Origin of the sequence: Nostoc sp., assembly GCF_036918245.1 — a bacterium.
Classification (GTDB): Bacteria; Cyanobacteriota; Cyanobacteriia; order Cyanobacteriales; family Nostocaceae; genus Nostoc.
Window position 1 is genome coordinate 48,714 of record NZ_JBALEF010000060.1, and the last position, 23,105, is coordinate 71,818.

The 23,105-nt window shown below is 41.2% G+C and carries 20 protein-coding genes; 11 read left to right on the forward strand and 9 right to left on the reverse strand.

What is annotated here, in order from left to right:
* Nucleotides 1–103: 103 nt before the first annotated feature.
* Entirely contained in the window at nt 104–1,213 is a 1,110-nt protein-coding gene (gene proB / locus V7L12_RS17160) for a glutamate 5-kinase (RefSeq protein ID WP_335085964.1), read from the forward strand.
* Nucleotides 1,214–1,358: 145 nt separating this feature from the next.
* Here proB and V7L12_RS17165 read toward each other — a convergent pair whose 3' ends face one another.
* Both V7L12_RS17165 and V7L12_RS17170 read right to left on the reverse strand, forming a co-directional pair.
* Nucleotides 1,359–2,000, reverse strand: coding sequence for an HAD family hydrolase (locus tag V7L12_RS17165; protein WP_335085966.1), 642 nt, complete (start codon nt 1,998–2,000; stop codon nt 1,359–1,361).
* 20 nt (nt 2,001–2,020) lie between these two features.
* Nucleotides 2,021–2,995 carry an ROK family protein gene (locus V7L12_RS17170; protein WP_335085968.1) on the reverse strand — a complete coding sequence of 325 codons (975 nt, stop codon included), beginning with the start codon at nt 2,993–2,995 and terminating at the stop codon, nt 2,021–2,023.
* 111 nt (nt 2,996–3,106) lie between these two features.
* On the opposite strand from V7L12_RS17170, the gene V7L12_RS17175 reads away from it, so the two are divergent.
* A complete protein-coding gene (locus V7L12_RS17175; protein WP_335085969.1) occupies nt 3,107–3,328 on the forward strand; it encodes a hypothetical protein in 222 nt (73 codons plus the stop codon).
* Between the two features lie 4 nt (nt 3,329–3,332).
* Here V7L12_RS17175 and V7L12_RS17180 read toward each other — a convergent pair whose 3' ends face one another.
* Nucleotides 3,333–4,085 (reverse strand): Mut7-C RNAse domain-containing protein, encoded by a 753-nt coding sequence (locus tag V7L12_RS17180; protein ID WP_335085993.1) that lies wholly within the window; start codon nt 4,083–4,085, stop codon nt 3,333–3,335.
* A gap of 1,104 nt (nt 4,086–5,189) precedes the next feature.
* Here V7L12_RS17180 and V7L12_RS17185 point away from each other — a divergent pair.
* On the forward strand, nt 5,190–6,167 hold the full coding sequence (locus V7L12_RS17185) for a sucrase ferredoxin (RefSeq protein ID WP_335085970.1): 978 nt from the start codon (nt 5,190–5,192) through the stop codon (nt 6,165–6,167).
* Between the two features lie 170 nt (nt 6,168–6,337).
* Here the strand turns inward: V7L12_RS17185 and V7L12_RS17190 are convergent, their stop codons facing one another.
* On the reverse strand, nt 6,338–7,933 hold the full coding sequence (locus V7L12_RS17190; RefSeq protein WP_335085971.1) for a helix-turn-helix domain-containing protein: 1,596 nt from the start codon (nt 7,931–7,933) through the stop codon (nt 6,338–6,340).
* Nucleotides 7,934–9,006: 1,073 nt separating this feature from the next.
* Here V7L12_RS17190 and fdxB point away from each other — a divergent pair.
* The 7 genes from fdxB to V7L12_RS17225 all read left to right on the forward strand — a co-directional run bounded on the left by fdxB (nt 9,007) and on the right by V7L12_RS17225 (nt 15,903).
* A complete protein-coding gene (gene fdxB, locus V7L12_RS17195; RefSeq protein ID WP_335085973.1) occupies nt 9,007–9,300 on the forward strand; it encodes a ferredoxin III, nif-specific in 294 nt (97 codons plus the stop codon).
* Nucleotides 9,301–9,786: 486 nt separating this feature from the next.
* Complete coding sequence (locus V7L12_RS17200; protein ID WP_335085975.1) at nt 9,787–10,776, forward strand: cytochrome c oxidase subunit II; 990 nt, start codon at nt 9,787–9,789, stop codon at nt 10,774–10,776.
* 146 nt (nt 10,777–10,922) lie between these two features.
* Nucleotides 10,923–12,611 (forward strand): cytochrome c oxidase subunit I, encoded by a 1,689-nt coding sequence (ctaD, locus tag V7L12_RS17205; RefSeq protein ID WP_335085995.1) that lies wholly within the window; start codon nt 10,923–10,925, stop codon nt 12,609–12,611.
* A 701-nt stretch (nt 12,612–13,312) separates the two neighbouring features.
* Nucleotides 13,313–13,912: a cytochrome c oxidase subunit 3 gene (locus tag V7L12_RS17210; protein WP_335085998.1), complete on the forward strand. Its 600-nt coding sequence runs from the start codon at nt 13,313–13,315 to the stop codon at nt 13,910–13,912.
* Between the two features lie 102 nt (nt 13,913–14,014).
* Nucleotides 14,015–14,500 (forward strand): hypothetical protein, encoded by a 486-nt coding sequence (locus V7L12_RS17215; protein ID WP_335085976.1) that lies wholly within the window; start codon nt 14,015–14,017, stop codon nt 14,498–14,500.
* 202 nt (nt 14,501–14,702) lie between these two features.
* On the forward strand, nt 14,703–15,314 hold the full coding sequence (locus V7L12_RS17220) for a cupin (RefSeq protein WP_335085978.1): 612 nt from the start codon (nt 14,703–14,705) through the stop codon (nt 15,312–15,314).
* Nucleotides 15,315–15,384: 70 nt separating this feature from the next.
* The gene (locus V7L12_RS17225; protein WP_335085980.1) at nt 15,385–15,903 is read left to right on the forward strand and encodes an ArsC/Spx/MgsR family protein; all 519 of its coding nucleotides are present in this window, start codon (nt 15,385–15,387) and stop codon (nt 15,901–15,903) included.
* A 314-nt stretch (nt 15,904–16,217) separates the two neighbouring features.
* Here V7L12_RS17225 and V7L12_RS17230 read toward each other — a convergent pair whose 3' ends face one another.
* The 3 genes from V7L12_RS17230 to V7L12_RS17240 form a co-directional block, all read right to left on the reverse strand.
* Nucleotides 16,218–17,303: a fatty acid desaturase gene (locus tag V7L12_RS17230; protein ID WP_335085982.1), complete on the reverse strand. Its 1,086-nt coding sequence runs from the start codon at nt 17,301–17,303 to the stop codon at nt 16,218–16,220.
* 218 nt (nt 17,304–17,521) lie between these two features.
* Nucleotides 17,522–18,574 carry a fatty acid desaturase gene (locus V7L12_RS17235; protein ID WP_335085984.1) on the reverse strand — a complete coding sequence of 351 codons (1,053 nt, stop codon included), beginning with the start codon at nt 18,572–18,574 and terminating at the stop codon, nt 17,522–17,524.
* A gap of 194 nt (nt 18,575–18,768) precedes the next feature.
* Nucleotides 18,769–19,590, reverse strand: a complete 822-nt coding sequence (locus V7L12_RS17240; RefSeq protein WP_335085986.1) for an acyl-CoA desaturase — start codon at nt 19,588–19,590, stop codon at nt 18,769–18,771.
* Nucleotides 19,591–19,675: 85 nt separating this feature from the next.
* Between V7L12_RS17240 and V7L12_RS17245 the strand changes: the two genes are divergently transcribed.
* Nucleotides 19,676–20,917: a methionine gamma-lyase family protein gene (locus V7L12_RS17245; protein ID WP_335085988.1), complete on the forward strand. Its 1,242-nt coding sequence runs from the start codon at nt 19,676–19,678 to the stop codon at nt 20,915–20,917.
* Between the two features lie 130 nt (nt 20,918–21,047).
* Here V7L12_RS17245 and V7L12_RS17250 read toward each other — a convergent pair whose 3' ends face one another.
* Nucleotides 21,048–22,073, reverse strand: coding sequence for a tetratricopeptide repeat protein (locus V7L12_RS17250; RefSeq protein WP_335085990.1), 1,026 nt, complete (start codon nt 22,071–22,073; stop codon nt 21,048–21,050).
* A gap of 204 nt (nt 22,074–22,277) precedes the next feature.
* The coding region (locus V7L12_RS17255; RefSeq protein ID WP_335085992.1) for a group II intron reverse transcriptase at nt 22,278–23,105 on the reverse strand (828 nt) is incomplete at its 5' end.

Consider the following 23,105-nt stretch of genomic DNA (forward strand, 5'->3'; position numbering starts at 1 on the left):
TTGGCGCTTTACAATTTCTTTAGTCATTTGTCCGTTATCATTCGTCAGTTACTAATGACTAATGACTAATGACTGATGACCAATGACTAATGACTAATGACTAATGACTAAAACAATTGTTGTCAAAATCGGCACTTCTAGCCTAACTCAACCTGAAACGGGACAATTAGCACTTTCTACCATCGCTACTTTGGCGGAAACACTCTGCCATTTAAGACGCCAGGGACATCGGGTGATTTTGGTTTCTTCTGGCGCTGTAGGCGTAGGTTGTGCGCGGTTGGGTTTAACTGAACGTCCCAAGGCGATCGCACTCAAACAGGCTGTAGCAGCAGTTGGACAAGGCAGGTTAATTCGGATATATGATGATTTATTTACTACCTTGCAACAGGCGATAGCCCAAGTATTACTGACTCGTAGTGACTTGGTACAGCGCAGCCGCTATCTCAACGTCTACAACACTTTTCAAGAACTATTGGGACTTGGAGTGATTCCCATAGTAAATGAAAATGATACCGTAGCAATAGACGAACTAAAATTTGGTGATAATGATACTCTTTCAGCATTGGTTGCCAGCTTAGTAAAAGCAGATTGGCTATTTTTACTTACCGATGTCGATAGGCTGTACTCAGCCGATCCGCGTTCTGTACCAGATGCGCGGCCGATCGCTGTAGTTAGTAGCATTAAAGAATTAGCTCAATTACAAATACAAACAGGTTCCCAAGGTTCTCGGTGGGGTACTGGTGGGATGGTGACAAAAATTTCGGCTGCGAGGATTGCGATCGCGGCGGGAGTGCGGACTGTAATTACCCAAGGGCGATTTCCCCGGAATATCGAAAAAATTATCCAAGGAGAACTTATTGGGACGCATTTTGAACCGCAACCGGAACCAACTTCGGCGCGTAAACGTTGGATAGCTTACGGACTTGTACCTGCGGGCAAATTGTATTTAGATGAAGGTGCGATCGCGGCAATTTCTCTAGGGGGAAAATCGTTATTAGCTGCTGGAATTAAGGCAGTAGAAGGAGAGTTTGACACACAGGATGCGGTGCAATTATGTGACACCAATGGTAACGAAATTGCTAGAGGACTTGTGAATTACAACAGCCATAATCTGCAAAAGATTCGCGGCTGTCATTCACGAGAAATTCCCACAATTTTAGGCTATCCAGGTGTGGAAACCGTGATTCACCGTGATAATTTGGTTTTGACTTAAGATGTAAATAAGATAAATTTTGTGACTACTAACTGCGATAGTCAAAAATATTATGACTCAAAAAAATATTTGGATATCGGTCACAATATTAATTAAATAAAACAACAATAGAATCTACCAAAGAACATTATTTGACATCTGCTTTCTAATCGTGTGACAACAAACAAGGCAGTTGATACATGGAGTGGAAGACACGCGCTCCAGATGCCTCAAGTAGAGTAGCCTCCCTTTGCTCGGTGTAACCGAAAACTCTCATACCAGCAGCAACACCTGCACGTACACCCAAAATACTATCTTCTATAACAGTGCAAGATGGAGCTTGAAATCCCATACTTTTAGCTGCATGTAAGAACAAGTCGGGTGATGGTTTCCAGCTTCCAATTTCATACGAACTAAAGATCCGCCCTTCAAATCGAGGCAACAAATTAGTTACACGCAAAGCTAACTGAATTTTTTCTGGTGGGCCACTGGAAGCAACGCAAATAGGTAGATTAATCTTGTCTAAAGCTGCTTCTATTCCTTCTACAGGAAGTAGTTCACACTCGAATGCTTCAGCAGTGCGGGCACGAAACTGAGTCACAAAATCTTGCGGCATCTTTTTTTCAAGCCTTTGCTCAATCACAGCAACACAATCAGCCATTTTGCAACCTTTAAATAACAAAATGGCTTCTTCAAGTTTCATTGCAAGTCCAAACTCAGCGACAAATTCTACAAGAACGCGATTGCCTAATCCTTCGCTGTCTACTAACACTCCATCACAGTCAAAAATAACTAATTCTGTTTGCACACGCTATACGCCTTACTCATTTACAAATTCGAGATTGTTATAGAAGCGATCGCCACACCGCCCCATAAAGGTGCATCATCCCCTAGAACCGCCGACACAATTTCAAAATCAACTTCTGGCAAAGCCGTCTCCCGCGCCACCTGACGCACCACCCGCCAAAAATCCTCCCCCGCCTTCGTCACACCGCCTCCCAACACAAAGCGCTGCGGATTCATCAAATTCGCTACATTGCCAATACCCACACCCAGCGCCCAAGCAGCTTTGTGCAATACTTCCTTAGCCAAATCATCTCCAGCCGCCGCAGCTTCAGCTACCAACTGTCCCGTCAGCAACGTTAAATTATCACCCACCAAACCTCTCAAAATCTCTCCATCTCTAAGTCCTCCGCGCCTCTGCGGTTCCTTTTCCAAAATTTCCCTAGCGTTTTGCGCCATATAAGGTCCCGAAGCCAAACGTTCCACACATCCTCGCTTACCACATAAACACATTGGCCCAGAAGCATCTACAACGATATGTCCAATTTCGCCAGCCATCCCACCAGAACCCCGCCAAGGCTGGCCGTTGAGTATCCAACCACCACCCACACCAGTGCTGACAGTTATATAAAACAGGCTATCGTATCCTTGACCAACACCAAAGCGGTGTTCTCCCAAAGCAGCAACATTAGCATCGTTGTCTACACTAACAGGAATACCAAACTCATCCTCCAGTAACCCTTTGAGAGGAATATTTTCCCATCCAGCTACATGATGAGATAGTCGCACTGTCCCCGTGGAAGCGTCAACTGGGCCGCCAAAGCTAACACCGATTGCAGCGGGTTTTGTGTCTTGCAGCAGCGAGTAAATTAGCGATCGCATAATTTCCAAATCAGTGCTAGCATCTGCACCTACTGGTGAGAAACGACGTTCATAACGCAACCACTTTCTCGAACCGATATTTACCGTTGCTGCCGCCAGCTTAGTTCCGCCAAAATCGAGAGCTAAAATTAATGTCATTCACTCACCTTTTCTTACACCTTCATACAACGTAGTTTCTTTCTTCAGAAAGATGTTTGCGCTCAAGATACATTTAACACTAGAAAAAACTACACTATTATTTAACAACTCATGACTACTGAGCAACCCAATCCACTTATCGATTTCTCTCACGCCAAAGAACCTCCTATTTCTCTTGATGTAAAGAAAGATCAAGAGGCAGATCCCATTGAACCAGAAGAAGTTAGTGGACAGAGTAAGCAAAACCCCACCCCTGATGATTTGAATCGCGAAGATGAAGATCCAAAAATCGGGGGTAGTCAAATAATCAGTGGGAATATTTCAGCTGGGTAAATACTTACTCACCTTTTTGTGAGTTAAGTACTCCATCAATAAACTGTTGTAATCGTTCATAATGTGAACCTTTCCAATAAATGCGATCGCAGTCCTGGCAACGCTGGAATTCATCAATCTGCGATCGCACCTTTTCTGGCACTTGTTCAATAATGGATTGCTTATCTACAGGTTCTAATAATCCATTACAACGCAAACACCGTTTAAATGGTGAGATTAATTTAAACAAATCGAAGCGTTGCAGTACTTCTAGGATTTGTTGTTGAGGGTTAGTGTTTCTAACATAATACCCATGCGTTACCAAACTACGCATCAATAGACCTTTATCACGAGTCAAGAGAATCCGCGCTTGGTTGGAGGATATTTGGGCTAATTTCTCATCCTCGTAGTCATTGCGGTATAAAGTATCAAAACCTAAAAGTCGTAAAGATGTCGCAAGCTTCCCCAAATGAATATCTAAAACAAAGCGGATAATACTGAGCGGTTTTGGCAGAACAGAAACGCTTGGTATAATAACCTTCCTAGCTGAAATTGGATAAACATTGATAGTGTCTCCATTGGAAACTATGTAAGAAAAATTTACATATTCACCATTAACATTTATAGAATCCACCTCTGGATGAGGCACACCCAACGACTCAATCATGTCCTTAATACAGGTTTTTTCCTCAAACAAATGAGAAATTCTCACCTGCTTATGATGCCGTGGTAAAAAATGATTCAATTCTGCATGAAAGTAGAAATATGCGATCGCCATAGCTACAGATATTTGGATTAGTAAGTGCGCCTTTACTAGCAACAATTCGTCACAATGGCAAAACTTTATCTATTAAATTGAAGCTATCAATGCTTGTTATAGTAAGATATCTCTACGATGAAATGCCTGTTCACCTTGATTTAAGCAATGTCCTAGAGGCAACAAATTGTAAAGAAGTCATAAAGATTCTTAAATACTTGCATTTCTTATTGACTTCAGTTACAGTCAAAGCAGATGCCTATCATCAAACCCTGACACTATCTTCGGGAAGTTAGATTAGGTAAAACGCTAAATACCAAATTTGTTAATGTTAATCTCAGTGACGCTGCTAATAATTAGTCACTACTTTTAATTATTAACTTATCGCAGATGGAGTACGGGGAAGTAAAGCATTTACCCCTAATTTAACTTTTTTTATTTTCTCAAGCTATTGAGAAAAATTTGCAATATGGATAGTTCCATAGATAAATTGAAAGCAGATAGTGTGGAAGAAGTCTTAAAACAGTATTGGCTTACCAAAGCGATCACTGATTATTAAATGTTTCCGCATCTACCTTTAGGAATATGTTTGTCACAAGAGCAGCACAGAATTATATCTTTATGTGTAAAAACAGGATCTGTAACTAGCTATGTAGATTATTTCAGCAAAACTTTAAACAACTAGGTTACTGCTAAGAATATTTTTGATTGTAGTATCAGCTACATCGATATTGTTAGCAAGTTAATCGTCGGTAACTCTCCAAGTCGCTTTGCGTCTATATAGCAGGTTTAATATATTTGATTTTGCCAAAGAAACCAAGTTTAGAAAAACTGAGTTTCCGCAAATTAAAATTTATGAAATACCAAATAACAATAAAACTAGATACAAAATTAACGCCACTCATACGGAAAAATCTATCTTGACACTGTTTATCTTTATTGTGGAGAATTTATTAACCGGAAAGACCTCAATCAATAATGATGTTATAAAGTGGCTACCTAGTTTTAACTGAGAAATGAATATTGTTCTTTTTTATCTCCTTTAACCAAGGATATTGTAGCTAAGAACACAATTGTAGTTTGGAATACCTTTTGTCCATAAAATATGCTAATGAGTACAGCGAGATGAATACTTTTTTTTGTTCTGATGATTCACGGCAAGTAGGAGAAGATGTTATTGGTAGTGCCACCAATTATCAAACTTATATTTTAGTTGAGTGTCCTTTACCTTGGATATCAGAAGCCTTTAACTCCAAATGGGTACCCCAGAATTTGAGGATTTTGGTAGAAGAAGTGAAGCGTGCTAAACTGCCGATTAGATTCCTCTTAATTGCTAATGATGTATCACACAAGGTAAATCACACTACGCTTTTGATTTATCAAAAAGAAGAGGGGCTAAGTAATGGATACCATAAGCAAGAGTTTAAGCTAGCAAATATTGAGCAAGTAGCAGGAGTTGTCCAAAAATGGATATGGGGTATCGGTTCTAATCTTGAAGTAGAAACTACTACAACTAGAGATATTTTAGTTTGTACCCACGGTAGCCATGATAAGTGTTGTGCGAGATATGGTGCTCCTTTTTACTTTCATGTGACAGCGAGTAATGCTGATTTGTGCTTAGATAATGTGCGAATTTGGAAATCATCGCACTTTGGTGGACATCGCTTTGCACCAACAGTTATAGACTTGCCAGAAGGAAGATACTATGGTCGTCTCGATCAAGATTCATTTAGATCGATTTTGACTCGTAGTGGTGATATTCAATGCTTACATAAAGTCTATCGAGGCTGGGGAATTCTGCCTGCTGCACTTCAGGTTTTGGAAAGAGAGTTAATCCTCTGTAAGGGATGGGATTGGTTTAATTACAAAGTTGCAGGCAAAATTTTAGAGCAAAGTTTAGACAATAGTACTATCTTAGCTGAACTTAGTTTTGAACAACCTTGTGGTTCTCTTTACACTTACCAGGCTAAACTTGTGAAAGATGAAACCAAGACTCAACAACTGAAGAGTTCATGCAATGCTACACGAGAGTTGGTAGTTACTAAATATGCTGTCGGTAGTTTTTGGATTACCTCTAGTAAGGTAATGAGTTATAGTACATAGAAGTGGAGAGTTTTTAAACGCAGAGGGACGCAAAGGGAAGCGCAGAGGAACGCAGACTATTATTAAATTTAGTTCGCTACGAATTAATTAAATGCTGTATTTAATATAACGCTGCACAAATTCGTAACAAAATCTCTGCGTTCGGCTGCGTTTAAATTCTAAATTCTGAATCAAGATGAAGCCATATTTAAGACTTTTCGTAACAGTACTTGGTCTTCTAATTTGGCTTTTAAACGACCATTCTCGATATCTCGAATCCAGCTTTGGCTTTTACCTGTGAGTTTTGCCAATTCTCTTTGGGAAAGATTCAAATTTTTTCGCGCCTGCAAAATCTGTTCGCCTAGCAAATCGTTTGTAGCTTTGGGCTTCTTTTTGGCTTTAGCAGTTCTTGTTTTCTTTTTTTCCGATTCTGAGATTTGCTGTTCCCATTCTGGCGGCAGTTCAAAAGCCAAAATCCGCGCATTCATTAGCAGATTCCATTTACCACGGGGGCCTGTGTCTGTGAGGCGAGTTTCAGCACCACCGTCATTAGTCCAAAATTCTAATGCTTCATCTGGATCTTCGGGAAGATCAATTAACTTTGCCCACAAAGGTTGAATTTCTGGTGGGTAAGTAACTGGATCGAAAAGTGGTTTCATTCCATAGTGATTGAGAATTTCTAAATCGCTTTCAAAGGTTCGCAACAGACGTTTGCGTTCTTCCCGTTGTCTGGATGCAAGGGCGACTTTTTCTTCACCGTAAGCAATACGCAGCAAGGTAGGAATGGTGATGCGTTGTTCCTTGCCCATTTTGGTTTTAAACAGCAACCACAGCATTAATCGAACTGCACCTTCATGTTGCTGCCAAATACTCATGACTGTGGTTAGCAGTGTTTTGGGAAGACTGCCGTATTGATAGAATGCGGTTCGCTCTTTACATGCTTGTTTGTTTAAGAAATATTGTGCCCAGACACCTGCTTTTACTTTAAAAGTTAGCCCAATTAGATATTTGCATCCGAGATTGTCTTCCTGGAAGTGGTGCTGAATATCTACTAAGTGCCATAAGCGGCTTCCGACAACAGAGAATCCGTTAATTCGACCTTGTTGGGGCCAGTCAATGGAGATAATCAGGGAGCAAGCTTGCTGAACGATATTTTTCATTAAAGCTAGCTTGGCAGCTTTGCTCAAGTCTTTGCGTTTCTCCATCCCCAAATATTTCTCAATTTGTCGCTCATCGATCGCAAATTCTTGCTCCCAAGGTTGCTCTAAAGCTGTAGCATAAGCTGCAAAAATTAGATGTATGCAAGCGGCTCTAATGTCAAGCCCCTCAATTGCTGCTATATCTGTGGCCTTGTCGTTGACTTTGAAGGGATCTTGAATATGAAAAGCGATCGCACCTCGGCCTTGATTGACTTGTCGGCTGTAACTAATGTAGCCTTCTTCATCGGTTTCCCAATGTAGGGATGTGCGCTGCGCTAATACATTACAAGCTTCCCAAATTGCGATCGCTGAAGCAAATGGATTATTCTTGCCATTAGAAAACAAGTCTAAGCTGCTAGCATCTCTTGGTTCAACTTTGCATCTTCCCTTTTTCGCCTGCCAAGGAATAGGAGAATTAGTTGGACAAGCTATTACACATTGCGGTTCTGAATAATAGCCCTCACAATTATTACAAAGACCAGGATCAACCCAGTATTCATTGTCCTCTATTCTGATTGCACCCGTAGGACATTGGGGGCGGCAGTTGTCACATCCAACGCAACTGTTGTTAGGAATTGTATAAGGCATTTGGCTCTTTTCCCACTCTAATCGTTGAGATGTCTGGCTCAGGTCTCCCCTGGATGAGTCCTGTTTATTCATGACTCGCTACCACATTAGCTTTCTAGTGAGAATAATCTTTTCTCACCAGGTTAAATTCCCACATCCACTTGTTAAATTTGTATCTAATTACAAGCTATTTAAGGCTTCAAAAATAGCCTGATAAAACTTCTTATTAACTATACATTTCATGAAGAAAATGATTAATTTGTTCGTATTGAGCTTAGAAAAAAACTTTAACATTTATTTAATTAGGTACTTAATGAACATTTTTGCTTTGACCATAAAACCTTACACAAAGTATTTTTAGGAAATGTTTAAGCCTCCGACAATTGAACTTGCTCTAATTTGTTAATAATTTTAATATTTAAGGCATAATAATATTCTGCCATAAACTTTACAGTTCCTTTATAAATTAATTCTGTTTATTCAGATGAAATAAGAATATTCCTTTTGTCATCATTTATCTAAATATTTAAATCAAACTAAATTGAAAATTGTTGCTTTCTAAAATACATACTGCATATATCAAAATGTAACTGATAAACATTTATTTTGGTATAGATGTATACTGTTTCTAGAAATTTATTTGCCCAAGTCTACAAATATTTGAAAAAAAATATCATTACTCTTATAGATATAGTTGCATTTGCTGTAAATAATAGTTAAATCGGCAGTTATAAACCACATATACATGAGGCTTTACTCACCTGTATAGGTTTCAAACCCTCAACTTTTTACTTATCCTCTGTATGGAAATGGCTAATCGTGGGTTGCTGCCTCTAGTCAGATATTGAGTCTCTGGCTCAATGAATGTATTTCCATGTAGAGCATGGGAACGAGGAATACTAAATATTCATAAGAATTATTTGCAATAATTTTCATCTATAAATTGAAATAAAAAACCATTGAGCATTGTGTTCAAAGTCATCGAAAATTGATGTGGTAAAAGTAAGTTTTGAATACAAAACAATAAAAGATTAGGATAATATGATGATTAATGCACAAACAGATTGACAGGCAAAATTGCTGAGGATTTATTCATGGCACAACTAACAGGCTTGACATTTGGCGGTAAGGCATGGACACCAAAATTCGCTCAAGAAATCGACAAGGATAAATGTATCGGCTGTGGCAGATGCGTTAAAGTATGCGGATACAATGTGCTGGGGTTGAAGGCACTCAATGAAGAAGGTGAATTTGTGGAAGATGAAGATGATGAAGAAATTGAACGGAAAGTAATGGCAGTTACTTCTCCAGATAACTGTATTGGTTGTGAAGCTTGTTCACGGATTTGCCCCAAGAATTGCTACACGCATGTTGAATTAAACAATTAAGGTTTTTGGAGTTAGTCAAAATTGTTGTTCATTCAAGGAGGTACTGTTTGTATAAAGCGCAAATGCGCTAGGCAAGGTAACTAGAGGGGAATACTAAATATTTACTAGAACTAATAAAAAGTTCACAGTAAACAAATCCGTAAATCGCATAATGTTAGCTATTAACAAATTTAAACTTGCTGCTAATATAGCCTAATCAATATTAGGTCTAACAGTGCCCTCTTGGAACAACTAGCTTTTCTGAAAGCAGGGGGCTAACTTTGTGGTATGAGTTGAAATATAATTTGTCATTTTTGGGGGAAAGATATGGAAAAAATCTGGAAGTTTCCCCCATTTTTTATGGCTGCACGTTAGAAAGTTAATAAGTGAAAAGGAAATAGGGAATAGGGAATGGGGAATAGGTAACAATGCCCAATGCCCAGTGCCCAATGCCCAATGCTCAGAAAATAACACCTCTAAACCCGGTTTACAAAGCAGGTAGCATGTATGCAACAAGTTCCTGTTTCACTATGGACTCTGGTTGCTGGGATAGTAGTTACAGCAATCAGCATTTGGATTGGTCAAAACCACACTCTCATGCCGGTGCAGGCATCGCTACAAGCGCCTTTGGTAGACGGTTTTTTCAACATCATGTTTACCATTGCGATCGCACTCTTCTTGGTGGTAGAAGGAACAATTGTAGTTTTTTTGATTCAGTTTCGTCACCGTCCGGGTGACGATACCGATGGCGTGCCAATAGAAGGTAACTTGCCCTTAGAAGTCTTTTGGACAGCAATTCCAACAGTGATTGTCCTCCTCTTGGGCATCTACAGTGTAGATGTTTTTAACCGAATGGGAGGCTTTGATCCTGCGGGTCATCCTCATTCAGCAGCTCATATTGCTCATAAGTCGGGGAGTGCGATAGCTGCTACATTAAGCGATACCTCTGAAGCAACAACTGCCCCAGCAATTGCCCCAACAATTGGTATCGGTGCGTCTCCTCAAACTCTAAACAAACCAGCCGATTTAGTTGTTGATGTCAAAGGGATACAATACGCCTGGTTATTTAACTACCCTGATAGTGGCATTACCTCTGGGGAATTGCACATTCCCGTCGGTGCTGATGTGCAACTCAACCTTTCAGCACAAGATGTAATTCATTCATTCTGGGTACCAAACTTTAGGCTCAAGCAAGATGCACTTCCCGGTATCCCGACTGAACTACGATTTGTCGCCACCAAACCAGGTACATATCCCGTAGTTTGTGCTGAGTTGTGCGGTGGTTATCACGGTTCAATGCGGACACAGGTAATTGTCCACACACCAGAAGAATATAAAAGCTGGCGCACAGAAAACCAGATTGCTTTAAAGCAAAACCTCAATCAAGTCGTTGCAGTTAATCCAGCCGACTTATCAACATCAGAGTTTCTCGCGCCCCACACCCATGATATGGGAATTAGTGCAGCAACTTTAGAGTCAGTAGTCATGAGTCATTAGTCATTGGTCATTGGTCATTAGTCATTGGTCATTGGTCATTAGTCATTAGTAACTGACGAATGACAACGGACAAATGACAACGGACAAAAAACAAAGACAAAGGACAAAAGACAAATGACAAATGACAAATGACAAAGGATAAAAATATGACGCAGGTAGAATTTCCACGGAATACTCCACCAGAAGGAAAGAAACCGGAAATGGTGGCTGGCCACACCTCTCATCCGAAGGCGTGGAAATGGCAAGACTATTTTACATTTAATGTTGACCACAAGGTTATTGGTATTCAATACCTAGTAACGGCGTTCGTGTTCTATCTCATCGGCGGACTGATGGCGATCGCTCTGCGTGTCGAATTAGCAACACCAGAGGCAGACGTACTCGACCCCAATCTGTATAACGCTTTCATGACCAATCACGGGACGATTATGATCTTCCTGTGGATTGTCCCTAGCGCCATTGGGGGATTTGGTAACTATTTGGTGCCGTTGATGGTTGGTGCTAGGGATATGGCTTTCCCGAAGCTGAATGCGATCGCATTTTGGTTAAATCCACCAGCAGGGGCGCTGATATTAGGTAGTTTCATTTTTGGCGGTTCGCAATCTGGTTGGACAGCTTACCCACCTTTGAGCTTGGTGACAGCACCAATTGCTCAAACTATGTGGATACTTGCGATCGTCTTAGTGGGAACTTCTTCAATTTTGGGTTCACTGAACTTTGTGATCACCATTTTGATGATGAAGGTTCCTAGCATGAAATGGGATCAAGTGCCCTTGTTTTGCTGGGCAATCTTGGCAACCTCCCTGCTAGCACTTCTCTCCACACCTGTATTAGCAGCCGGTTTAGTTCTGCTGTTGTTTGACCTCAACTTTGGTACTTCCTTCTTTAAACCAGATGCAGGCGGTAACGTTGTAATTTATCAACACTTATTCTGGTTTTATTCTCACCCGGCAGTATATTTAATGATTCTGCCAATCTTCGGCATCATGTCGGAGGTAATTCCAGTTCACTCCCGCAAGCCAATCTTTGGTTATAAAGCGATCGCTTATTCTAGTGTAGCAATCTGCGTTGTCGGTTTGTTCGTCTGGGTACACCACATGTTTACCAGTGGCACACCCGGTTGGATGCGGATGTTCTTCACTATCTCCACTCTTATAGTTGCAGTTCCCACTGGCGTGAAGATTTTTGCCTGGGTTGCTACTCTCTGGGGCGGTAAAATCCGTTTCACAGGTGCGATGCTTTTCGCCATTGGCTTGTTGTCCATGTTTGTCATGGGTGGCTTAAGCGGTGTGACGATGGGAACAGCACCTTTTGATGTTCACGTCCACGACACATATTATGTTGTCGGACATTTCCACTACGTTCTGTTTGGCGGTTCCGTGTTTGGCATTTATGCCGGTATTTATCACTGGTTCCCCAAAATGACCGGACGAATGCTGAATGAAACTTGGGCTCGCATTCATTTCGCCCTCACCTTCATCGGCACTAATCTGACCTTTTTACCCATGCACGAGTTGGGTTTGCAAGGAATGCCGCGACGAGTGGCAATGTATGACCCCCAATTTATCGACCTCAATAAAATTTGTACCTATGGTTCAATTGTTTTGGGGATATCGGTAATTCCCTTTGCCATCAATATTATCTACAGTTGGCTGAAGGGGCCTTTGGCTGGTGATAATCCTTGGCAAGCTTTGACCTTAGAATGGACAACTAGCTCACCACCTGCAATTGAAAACTGGGAAGTGTTGCCGGTTGTGACTCATGGGCCTTATGACTACGGTCATGGTCATAGTAATGAAGTGCAGGCATCTGCAACACCGGAAGCTAGTGCTTAGTTAGTAGAGTGAGTGATGCGATCGCTGTTAAGGTGACTGCAATTTCTAGTCATTTGATTTGAGAACTCGGAACTTCTAGCTCAGAACTCGGAATTTCAAGCTTATATCATGTCCGTATAATTAGTTATGATTTCCACAGTCATTGCACCCCACCCCCAGCCCCTCCCCGCAGGCGGGGAGGGGAGACAAAGCATAGCTTTGGCGGGGTGGGGTTCTTCAGGTTTAATAAGTAATCTAGCGGACATGATATTAGAACTCGGAACTTGAGCTTCAGAACTCGAAACTTGAGCCTCAGAACTCGAAACTTGAGCTTCAGAACTCGGAACTTGAGCTTCAGAACTCGGAACTTGAGCCTCAGAACTCGGAACTTGAGCTTCAGAACTCGAAACTTGAGCTTCAGAACTCGGAACTTGAGCTTCAGAACTCGAAACTTGAGCTTCAGAACTCGAAACTTGAGCTTCAGAACTCGGAACTTGAGCTTCAGAACTCGAAACTTGAGCTTCAGAACTCGGAATTTGAGCTTCAGAACTCGAAACTTGAGCTTCAGAACTCGGAACTTGGAATTTTGAGAATTGTTGAACAAGTGAAGAGTCCGGTTAAACAAGGATTTTGGATGAAGAATGAAAATTTTGCCGCTTCAGACTTCATTCTTCATTCAAGCTTCCACAACAGACGCAGCGGATAATATTGTCAAAAAATCTATGACTATAGCTACAACCACAAGCGAAGATCACAGTGCAGGACATGAAGAACATCCAGATTTAAGAGTTTGGGGACTTTTGACATTCCTCGCCTCTGAATCCCTGATGTTTGGAGGATTTTTTGCCACCTATTTGTTTTTCCGAGGTACTACAGCCGTTTGGCCTCCAGAAGGAAGTGAAGTAGAACTACTTGTGCCGACAATTAACACCATTATTCTGGTGTCTAGTAGTTTCGTCATTCACTTCGGTGATACGGCGATTAAAAAGAATGATGTCAAGGGAATGCAACTGTGGTACGCAATTACCGCAATCATGGGGGCAATTTTCTTAGGTGGTCAAGTTTATGAGTACTCAACTTTAGGATACGGACTGACTACTAACGTCTTCGCCAACTGCTTTTATATCATGACAGGGTTCCACGGTTTGCACGTTTTTGTGGGACTGTTATTGATATTACGTGCATTGTGGCGATCGCGTCTTTCCGGTGAATATTCTGCAACCAATCATACTTTCATCGAAATGACAGAAATTTACTGGCACTTCGTAGACATTATCTGGATTGTGTTATTCACCTTGGTGTACGTTCTTACTTTGTTTTAAATTGGGCATGGGGCAGAGGGCATTGGGCATTAATTATTCTGCCTCACTCCTTCATCTTCCCCAGTCCCCATTACCCCTTATCCCCAATCCCCAGTTACCAATATGCAAGCTAATACAAATAAATTCTCATGGTTCCAGGTTCCAGAGGACATCAAAAATTTATTAATTTTAGCTGCACAAACTTGGGAGAATACATCAGAATCGGAAAAGTATATTCAACAAGCTTTAGCCGAAACTGGTGAAAATACAGATGTCTTGGTAGCAGCATATAGATATTTCTATTATAAAAATAATTATTCTCTTGCTTTGCAAACAACAGTTAAATTATTAGATAAAATTAAAGAACGAGAGAAATTTCCTGATGACTGGGAGCAACTTAAGCCGATATTAGTCAATCGCAAAGAAGACCCACAAATCCGATTGTACTTAAATGCTTATGCCGCTTCTGGATTAGTCCTAGCAAATTTAGGTGAAATTGAGCAAGCAAAAGAAATCAGCATCAAAGTCAAAGAAATAGACGAAAAGAATGATTTCGGAGCCGGAATTCTCCTAGATATTTTGACACGTCCAGCAGAAGAAGATGATTAATTAGTCAAGAATCAAGGTGAACAATCATGAACAATTGGTTATCTACTACATCGTATTCCTCTTACTCCCTCTTGGGAGCGGGTACTAATAGTAACTCTATCCTTCCTCCTATTAACGTACCGACTAAAGTTGACGTAGGCAGTCTTCCTAATGTGTCTCCAATCATTGTCCTCCAATCTTATCGGCTATCAATTTAAAAGTTATGAAAGGTAAGGATTGGCTGCTAACGGGGGACGGTCAGTATCAAGCCTATAAATCTGTGAGAGCATGGGATTTATTGAGAGAAAATTACCGCCTTTATCGGTTTTTAACTGAGGTGGAAGATGTTCTCAATAGCGTTGACGATGAAGCAAGTCGTCTACCAGAACTTCAGATGCTCGTCAGGCGCTTGATAGTAAATTCTTACTGGGTGCGAAGTCAATATTTAGAGCCTTCGCCCAAAACGGGAACCTCTGTTTCACTCCTATACGATGAATTGGGTTTTCCGTTGACAGTGCAAACAGTAACATTTGCACCGGGAACCCGATCAACCATTCATAATCATGGGACATGGGGAATAGTAGCGGTGTTAAAAGGTCAGGAAAAAAACACTTTTTGGCAACGCACCCATAGCCCAGAATTTCAGGACAAAATTGAACAAACGGGAGAGTTAACTCTATTTCCAGGGGATATTATCAGCTTTACTCCCGATGCAATTCACTGTGTAGAAGCAATGGGTGATGAACCAACCGTGACTTTTAATGTCTACGGCGAAACCGATCCGAATGAAAGATTTGAGTTTGATCCGGTTAAATATAGTGCTAAAAACTTTTAGCACTATCTGATAGGGGCACGCAGCTATGTGCCCCCAAAAACGAATTGTATTCCACTAAGAGGTAGTTAAAATGGCAAGAGTAATTTTCTATAGCAAACCAGGCTGTAAAGGTGGTACTAAGCAAAAAGTTTTACTAACAGCTGCCGGACATGAGGTGATCCCATACGATATGTTAACAGAACCTTGGACAGTTGAGCGGTTGCGTTCATTTTTTGGCGATCGCCCCGTTGCCGAATGGTTCAATCCTTCCTCCCCCAAGATAAAATCTGGTGAAATAGTTCCTGAAAAAACTGATGCCCAAACCGCTTTGCAGTTGATGCTGAAAGAGCCACTGTTGATTCGCCGTCCTTTGTTAGAGATAGGCGATCGCCGCGAGGTAGGATTTGATGTACAAAAGATTGATGCTTGGATTGGCTTACAAGCTGTCGATGAATCCTTGCAAGAAATCAGCGACAATCTTATGAACCAAGATTTGCAAAACTGCTCCCACGGTCATAATCATAGTCATGAGCAGCATAATCAGCAAGGTGGCAGTAATCACGCTCACGGTTCTCAACAACACCAAAAGCAAGGCAACTGTAAACATTAGATTTTTTGCATGAATCAAAAGCCTTCACTCTAAATCCCTCTGACAAGCTTGGGAGAAGGACTTTGAAATTGGCTCCCCTTCTCCAAAATTGGGAGAAGGGGTTGGGGGATGTAGCAAGATCCCGCAGGGTGGGCAAGTTTTGCATTTGTGCAAAAGGTCTATTAGATTTCTTGCAAAAGTCCATAACATCCTAGCCCTGTCAAGGTTACTTTTATTACCTTGACAGGGCTAGTACAGCACAGCGTAAATAAGCCACCTATTTAAAATGTCTAAAACTCTCACACAATCGTAATTACTAATTACGCAAAGTGTTACTAGTCTAAGCCTTTAGCTAACTTATTATTGGATGTGTAGTAAACCTTACTACCAGTATCAGGGACAAAATGGCAGCTGATACATGAATTCCATAATGACTTCCAAATTGGTTCTTCCGATTTGTGGAAATAGTCACCCATCACTGGTTTTATTGCCTCAGTTGCCTTCAGCAAATTGTAGTGAGGGATGTTAAGGAATATATGGTGAGCAACATGAGTACCAATGTCGTGATGGATATGATTAACAAAACCATAATCACGGTCAATACTAGAAATTGCACCCTTTAGGAAAGTCCAATCTTCTCCACGATACCAGGGAAGCTCTGCCTCAGTGTGGTGCAAGAATGTCACTAAATCTAGCCAAACTATGAATACAAGGTAAGGCACAGCGTAATATTTCAGCAACCACATCCAACCCCATTGGTAGGTGAGGAAACCCAGCAAACCTACCATCCCAATCAAAAGGACAGTACTAGTGATAACATCCCATTTTTCTGATGGTTTGAAAAGCGAACTACCTGGCAAAAAGTGGGAGCCTTCCTTATTAGGAGAACGCTTAAACAGATACACAGGATAGGCCAATAAAAAAACATAATATCTGCCTATCTTCTGGGCTAAAGGCATCTCCTTATATTGTGATTCAGTCACAGGATACCAGCTTTCATCGTTATCGATATTACCAGTATTTTTGTGATGGGTTCTGTGACTAATCCGCCAACCATGATAAGGAACAAGTATTGGTGTGTGAGAAAGATGTCCAATCAAATCATTGAGCCATTTATGCTTAGAAAAAGATTGGTGTCCGCAGTCATGCCCGACTACAAACAAAGCCCAAAACATCGTTCCTTGCATTAGCCAGAAAATCGGAAAGAAAAGCCAAGAATCCAGGTAAGAAGCTACTGCATAAAGCAGAGTGATAATTAAGATGTCACGAAAAAAGTAAAAAAGTGATTTTGTTACATTGGGCTGAAAGCATTCAGCAGGGATTGCAGCTTTTAAATCCTGAAGAGTGAAAGGTAATTTAGTTGTATTCTCAGACTTTTCAGAGCTAGGAGGATTGTTGAAAGTGATGATGTTTGATGGCACTGGATTCTTTTGATTGGATATAAATCAGAACTTTAATTGAGACAAGATAATCTCACCTCTAGAATGCCCATGATACTAGCGATCGCTAACACACCAGAGGATAATATCTGGCAATTTATCCAAAATTTTATTCAGTAAACAATTGCCAGATTCTATTAAAAAACAGCATGATAAACGCTCTCGTTGGTTCAAGAGCGTGAGTGTAGTCACAGTGCTATTTATCGCTCTGTATAATGTTCGTCGAAAGTCTTATAGCCAACATCAGTTGTGTATAGTTGACATTGGTCTGTAATCTGCTTCATTAAAGGCCAAGAAAACTGATACTCATCATGTAAATAAGGCTCCCAATTTTCTTTGATGCTGCTGTAAGCTAACCGCAAATTATAAGAAGGAATAGCAGTGGAAATATGATGAGGGACATGAACATTGATATCGTGGCACAGGATTTCTACCCAACGCGGATAATCGCAATGAATAGTTCCAGATAGCTGTGCTAGAGCTTCGTTCCACTTATTCGCTGTCGCAAAAGGAACATCTGCGGCAGTATGGTGAACAATAGTAAAAGTACTCATCCAAAAATGGTAAATCATCCAGGGCACTAGCCAAAACTTGACAAATCCCCAGATACCAGTTGTGGCGATGAGAGTCGGCAAAGCGATCGCAGCAAACACAACGACTACAGCCACAGACAGCTTGATACTAGATTGGTCTTTTGTTTTAAAGTTCCGCCAATCAAAATGCACCACAGCCCAATGTCCAATGGAACCTACCCACCAGAAGCGTTTACGCATGAACAGTTCAAAAGCAGACTGTCGGGTTTTATCCCAATTTTCAAACACTTCTGGTCTGATTGGATGCCAAGCGTTGTCCTCATCCAGCTTGTTGGTATGAGTATGGTGGTAATTATGCTTAATGCGCCAACTGTGAAAGGGGTAAATTAACGGCATCATGAAGAAATGCCCCACCAAATCATTTACCCAACGACGTTTGGCAAATGACCTGTGACCACAATCATGGCCAATTACAAAAAAACCTGTTAAAGCAGTGCCCGTAAAAATCCAAGCTAGGGGCAAGAGAAACCAAGGAGTAATAATCAGGCTGTAATAACCCAAGGCAACTGCCAAGACACTGAGTATTACTTGTGTCCAAGCTTTGCGACGGTTCTGCTGAAAACATTCCCGTGGCAGGGTTTTGACAATATCTTTGAGCCGGAAGTCGGAATTACCAGGCTCGTCACTTAGTTTCTGGCTATTAATTATTGATGTAGTCATGGACACCTGAAAAACAACAAAACTCCTCCACCAAGTCACCAAAAAGTAACTTGCCGTAAAAATTCTTCACATTAGCGCTTCGGATTATAGCAACCTAACCGACACAAGCGCACCCGTAAATAGCTTTTTGAAAAGTAGAAGTTAGAAGTGTTCAATTAAAAACGTTACACATCCTAACTCTTAACTCCTAACTCTTAACTAACTTTTGTTGGGGCCAACTTCACATTAGTCGCTAGACCAACTGCTTGTAGCAATTGAACTGTCATCCAGGTTAAATCGATTTCCCACCATTTCAGCCCGTGACGAGCTGAGTATTGAAAAGCATGATGGTTATTGTGCCAGCCTTCACCGAAAACTAGTACGGCTACCCACCAGCAATTAGTCGATCTATCACCAGAATCATAACTGCGATAGCCAAATTTGTGAGTAGCGCTATTCACCAACCAAGTGCAGTGGTAAACCCAGACAATGCGAACAAAAATTCCCCAAATAACAAATGGCCAGCCACCTAGAAGCAAAAGCAATACACCTAGAGCAACCTGGATCAAAATGAAATATTTTTCTAAAAACTGATAAACTGGGTCTTCGGCAATGTCTTTGGTGAAACGAGGAACATCAGCGTGAGCGGGACAGTAGTGAATCAGCCAATCCATGTGGCTCCACCAGAAGCCTTTATTAGAATCATGGGGATCGGCATCAGTATCAGAGTTTAAATGATGAATGCGATGTGTGCCGATCCACTCAATTGGGCCTCCTTGACAGGAGAGTGTGCCGAAGAAAACCAGGAGATACTCTAGCCACTTGGGAGTTTGAAAACTGCGGTGGGTGACAAGGCGGTGAAATCCTAGAGTCACGCCTAAACCACCAGTCACCCAGTACAGCAAGAAACCCACACCTACTGCTGTCCAGCTAAAGTTACCAGGAACAAAGGCAAATAAAGCGCCGATGTGCAGTCCAATGAAAAATAGGGTATTAACCCAGTTTATTTGAGGTTTGGTTGAGGTAGCAATTGTCATGCAGTAACCTGAATTTGAATTTTCCAGCCTAGTCTGTGCGATCTGAAAATCCGCATATCTATAATTTTTTGTGAACGAGGAACTGATGAACAGCTTAGAACAGCTGCGGCAAGCAGAACAGGCACTATTAGAAATTTTTTCTGGTATTGACGCTCAGGTCAAGCATAATCTAAAACGAGTGCTGGATGCCTTTCGTAATCACCGTGTAGGCGCACACCACTTTGCTGGTGTAAGTGGCTATGGTCACGATGATTTAGGACGAGAAACTTTAGATAAAGTTTTTGCCGAAGTTATGGGTGCCGAAGTGGCAGCGGTGCGAGTGCAGTTCGTTTCGGGAACTCATGCGATCGCTTGTGCTTTATTTGGTGTGCTCCGTCCTGGAGATGAAATGTTAGCAGTGGTCGGTTCTCCCTACGATACGCTTGAAGAAGTCATTGGTTTACGGGGTCAAGGTCAAGGCTCTCTAATCGAGTTTGGCATAAATTACCGCCAATTAGAGCTAACCTCCGAAGGAACTATAGATTGGCAATCTTTAAGTATTAATGTGGCTGAAAACACTCGTTTAGTGTTAATTCAGCGCTCTTGTGGCTATTCTTGGCGTCCTAGTTTATCAATTGCCGATATTGAAAAAATCGTCCACTTAGTCAAACAGCAAAACCCAAACACCGTTTGCTTTGTGGATAACTGCTACGGCGAATTTATTGAAACCAGGGAACCTACATCTGTAGGTGCTGATTTGATGGCTGGGTCATTGATTAAAAATCCTGGTGGTACTATTGTCAGCGCTGGCGGTTATGTCGCCGGTCGCGCCGACTTAGTGGAAGCAGCCGCCTGTCGCCTCACTGCTCCCGGTATCGGTAGTTATGGCGGTGCTACTTTTGACCAAAATCGCCTGCTGTTCCAAGGCTTATTTCTAGCTCCGCAAATGGTAGGAGAGGCGATGAAAGGGACTTATCTTACTGGTTATGTATTTGACAAACTTGGTTATCCAGTGAATCCTGCTCCCCTAGCTCCCCGTGGGGATGTAATTCAGGCAATTAAACTTGGTTCAGCCGAAAAGCTAATTGCTTTCTGTAAAGCCATACAACAGCATTCTCCGATCGGTTCTTACTTAGACCCTGTTCCAGATGATATGCCAGGGTATGAGAGCCAGGTGGTGATGGCTGGGGGGACATTTATTGAAGGGAGTACTTTGGAATTATCAGCAGATGGGCCAATGCGTGAGCCGTATGTAGTTTATTGTCAGGGTGGAACTCATTGGACTCATGTGGCGATCGCTCTGGAGGCTGCGATCGATGCAGTAGTAAATTGTGATAACAAACTATAGCATATATTTTGCACGGCATGAGGTTTATTGAGAAATTAATCGTCATGCGATCGCATTACTTATCTTCTGACCAGTCCAAGATTATTCTTATTTCTCCTGATTATCCGATCTGGCACAGGTTAGGATAAATTTAATTGGAAGATTGGGGCTTTCTCTGCTGAAGCTTTTGGATTTTGTAAATAGTTTTTTTGTACTTATCTGTTGCTCCTTGTTTTTTGTATATAGTTGCCACCTTTTTATAATCTTTAATTGCTTCTTGTTTATTTTGTAAGTTCTTCTCATAAACAAAACCACGATTTTTGTAGCCATTAACTGAGTCAGGAGAGAGGCGAATAGCTTTGCTATAGTCGTCGATTGCTGCCTGGTATTTTTTTAGAGAATATTGAGCATTACCACGTTTTATGTATGCAGTAACGTTTTTAGGCGCAATTTGAATAGCTTGTGTATAGTCTTTAATTGCTGCCTGATAATCTTTGAGAAAATGGCGGGCATGACCACGTTTTATGTAAGCGTTAATATTTTTAGGTGCAATTTGAATAGCTTGGGTGTAGTCTTGAATTGCTGCTTTATAATCTTTGAGTAAGTAGCGGGCATCACCACGTTTTATGTACGCATTAATATTTTTAGGAGTAATTTGAATAATTTCAGTATAGTCTTCAGATGCTCCTTGATAATTTCGTCTATTAAGCTTATCTTGTCCCTGACTTAATAAGTTATTGACCTGCATCTCTGATAAAGAACTACAAAATCCTAATAACACTGCAATTCCAATAACACTAGCAGCGATACCAACTGATAAAATCGGTACATTTATACCTCGAATAATTCGGTTTAAAGAGTGGTTGGAAATAAAACGGTTGATAGATGCAAAAATTTCAGATTTTTGTTGTTCTTGAATCAGTTGTAGTTGTCGCTGCTCTTCTTGTATTTTCTCTACTTCTTCCCTAATTTTTCCAACAATATCTACAAATGCATCATCCTGCCTTGGCCAAAACCTACTAGTTATAGGTTCACCATTGTAAGGTAAACACTGTAGATGCCCGAATGGTGTAGCTTCCTCAATGTCACGCAACTCCTCGTCTAGACGCAATTTACTCACGCCTTGCGGGTTCGCTGCCAAAATCAGGATTTTGTTCACTGGGGTTTCACTGTTCATTTGATGATTTTGATGTAGATAGCAGGCAGGACAAAGTTTAGTTGAGTTTTGTGCTGGCTTGGTAGATACTTTGCCACCCACATCCACTCACCAGCAGAAATACTGTATTTAATAATTAGGTTGAGTCGATGGGGGATATTATTCCCCGCACCTCTCAGTTAAATCTGGGCGTGCGACTTTCACCGCACCCAGCTTCCGATGTTCTTAGCTTGCGCTTTTGCCCATGTGGATATAATCGTGACAACTCTCATGGATTGCCTCTAAATTATTCTTTTTCCAGTTAGCATGATTTCCGTCGATGTGGTGCAAATTAATGACTTCCATATCAATGAATTTCAGACCACAGGAAGCACATCTATGGTTTTGCTTCTTAAGAGCAATAGAAGTTTCGCCATCATAGAGCTTACTTTTACGTTCACTCCAGTAGGTTATATTTCCGTCATAGGGGGATTTTGTTCCTTGAACCATGACGTGTTTGTTTTCGGAGTTAGGAACTGATGGGAACGCCTTTTTAACTAGCTTTTCGCTAGATTGGCGTGTCTGTTTTGATTCCTTGTTGAATACCGTGTAAGTTCTATGGTTTAGGAACCAAAGGGAGTGCCTTGACCCATCCATCTTGCAGAACTTATGGTAATTTCTCCAACCTCTAACTACCGGGGCTAATTTCTCAGCCTTTGTGGTAGCACCATAATTCGAGTTGTTGACGATGTGTTTTACCTTCTTACGGAACGCTTTGAAGTTATCCACTGAGGGAGTGCTTCTAAACTTTCCGTTGCTCTGAACTTTGAAGTTCCAGCCAAGGAAATCAAATCCATCTGTCGCGGCGGTAACTTTGGTTTTCTTTTGGCTTACATTCATACCGCGTTTGCGGAGGAATTCGGTGATTCTTTCAAGTATCTCTGTCGCATCGTCTTCGGGTCGGAGTATAATAACCATGTCGTCCGCATAACGGATTGATGGTTCTATGATACTTTTGGCTGGGGTATTTTCGCGTACCTTGCTACCTTGTTTGTAGTTGTAGTGGTATCTGTG

What these genes read in the sequence shown, in the direction of transcription:
- proB (WP_335085964.1), top strand. Translation starts at nt 104, where the DNA reads ATGACTAAAACAATTGTTGTCAAAATCGGCACTTCTAGCCTAACTCAA.
- V7L12_RS17170 (WP_335085968.1), bottom strand. Translation starts at nt 2,995, where the DNA reads ATGACATTAATTTTAGCTCTCGATTTTGGCGGAACTAAGCTGGCGGCA.
- V7L12_RS17175 (WP_335085969.1), top strand. Translation starts at nt 3,107, where the DNA reads ATGACTACTGAGCAACCCAATCCACTTATCGATTTCTCTCACGCCAAA.
- V7L12_RS17180 (WP_335085993.1), bottom strand. Translation starts at nt 4,085, where the DNA reads ATGGCGATCGCATATTTCTACTTTCATGCAGAATTGAATCATTTTTTA.
- V7L12_RS17185 (WP_335085970.1), top strand. Translation starts at nt 5,190, where the DNA reads ATGAATACTTTTTTTTGTTCTGATGATTCACGGCAAGTAGGAGAAGAT.
- V7L12_RS17190 (WP_335085971.1), bottom strand. Translation starts at nt 7,933, where the DNA reads ATGCCTTATACAATTCCTAACAACAGTTGCGTTGGATGTGACAACTGC.
- fdxB (WP_335085973.1), top strand. Translation starts at nt 9,007, where the DNA reads ATGGCACAACTAACAGGCTTGACATTTGGCGGTAAGGCATGGACACCA.
- V7L12_RS17200 (WP_335085975.1), top strand. Translation starts at nt 9,787, where the DNA reads ATGCAACAAGTTCCTGTTTCACTATGGACTCTGGTTGCTGGGATAGTA.
- ctaD (WP_335085995.1), top strand. Translation starts at nt 10,923, where the DNA reads ATGACGCAGGTAGAATTTCCACGGAATACTCCACCAGAAGGAAAGAAA.
- V7L12_RS17210 (WP_335085998.1), top strand. Translation starts at nt 13,313, where the DNA reads ATGACTATAGCTACAACCACAAGCGAAGATCACAGTGCAGGACATGAA.
- V7L12_RS17215 (WP_335085976.1), top strand. Translation starts at nt 14,015, where the DNA reads ATGCAAGCTAATACAAATAAATTCTCATGGTTCCAGGTTCCAGAGGAC.
- V7L12_RS17220 (WP_335085978.1), top strand. Translation starts at nt 14,703, where the DNA reads ATGAAAGGTAAGGATTGGCTGCTAACGGGGGACGGTCAGTATCAAGCC.
- V7L12_RS17225 (WP_335085980.1), top strand. Translation starts at nt 15,385, where the DNA reads ATGGCAAGAGTAATTTTCTATAGCAAACCAGGCTGTAAAGGTGGTACT.
- V7L12_RS17235 (WP_335085984.1), bottom strand. Translation starts at nt 18,574, where the DNA reads ATGACTACATCAATAATTAATAGCCAGAAACTAAGTGACGAGCCTGGT.
- V7L12_RS17240 (WP_335085986.1), bottom strand. Translation starts at nt 19,590, where the DNA reads ATGACAATTGCTACCTCAACCAAACCTCAAATAAACTGGGTTAATACC.
- V7L12_RS17245 (WP_335085988.1), top strand. Translation starts at nt 19,676, where the DNA reads ATGAACAGCTTAGAACAGCTGCGGCAAGCAGAACAGGCACTATTAGAA.
- V7L12_RS17250 (WP_335085990.1), bottom strand. Translation starts at nt 22,073, where the DNA reads ATGAACAGTGAAACCCCAGTGAACAAAATCCTGATTTTGGCAGCGAAC.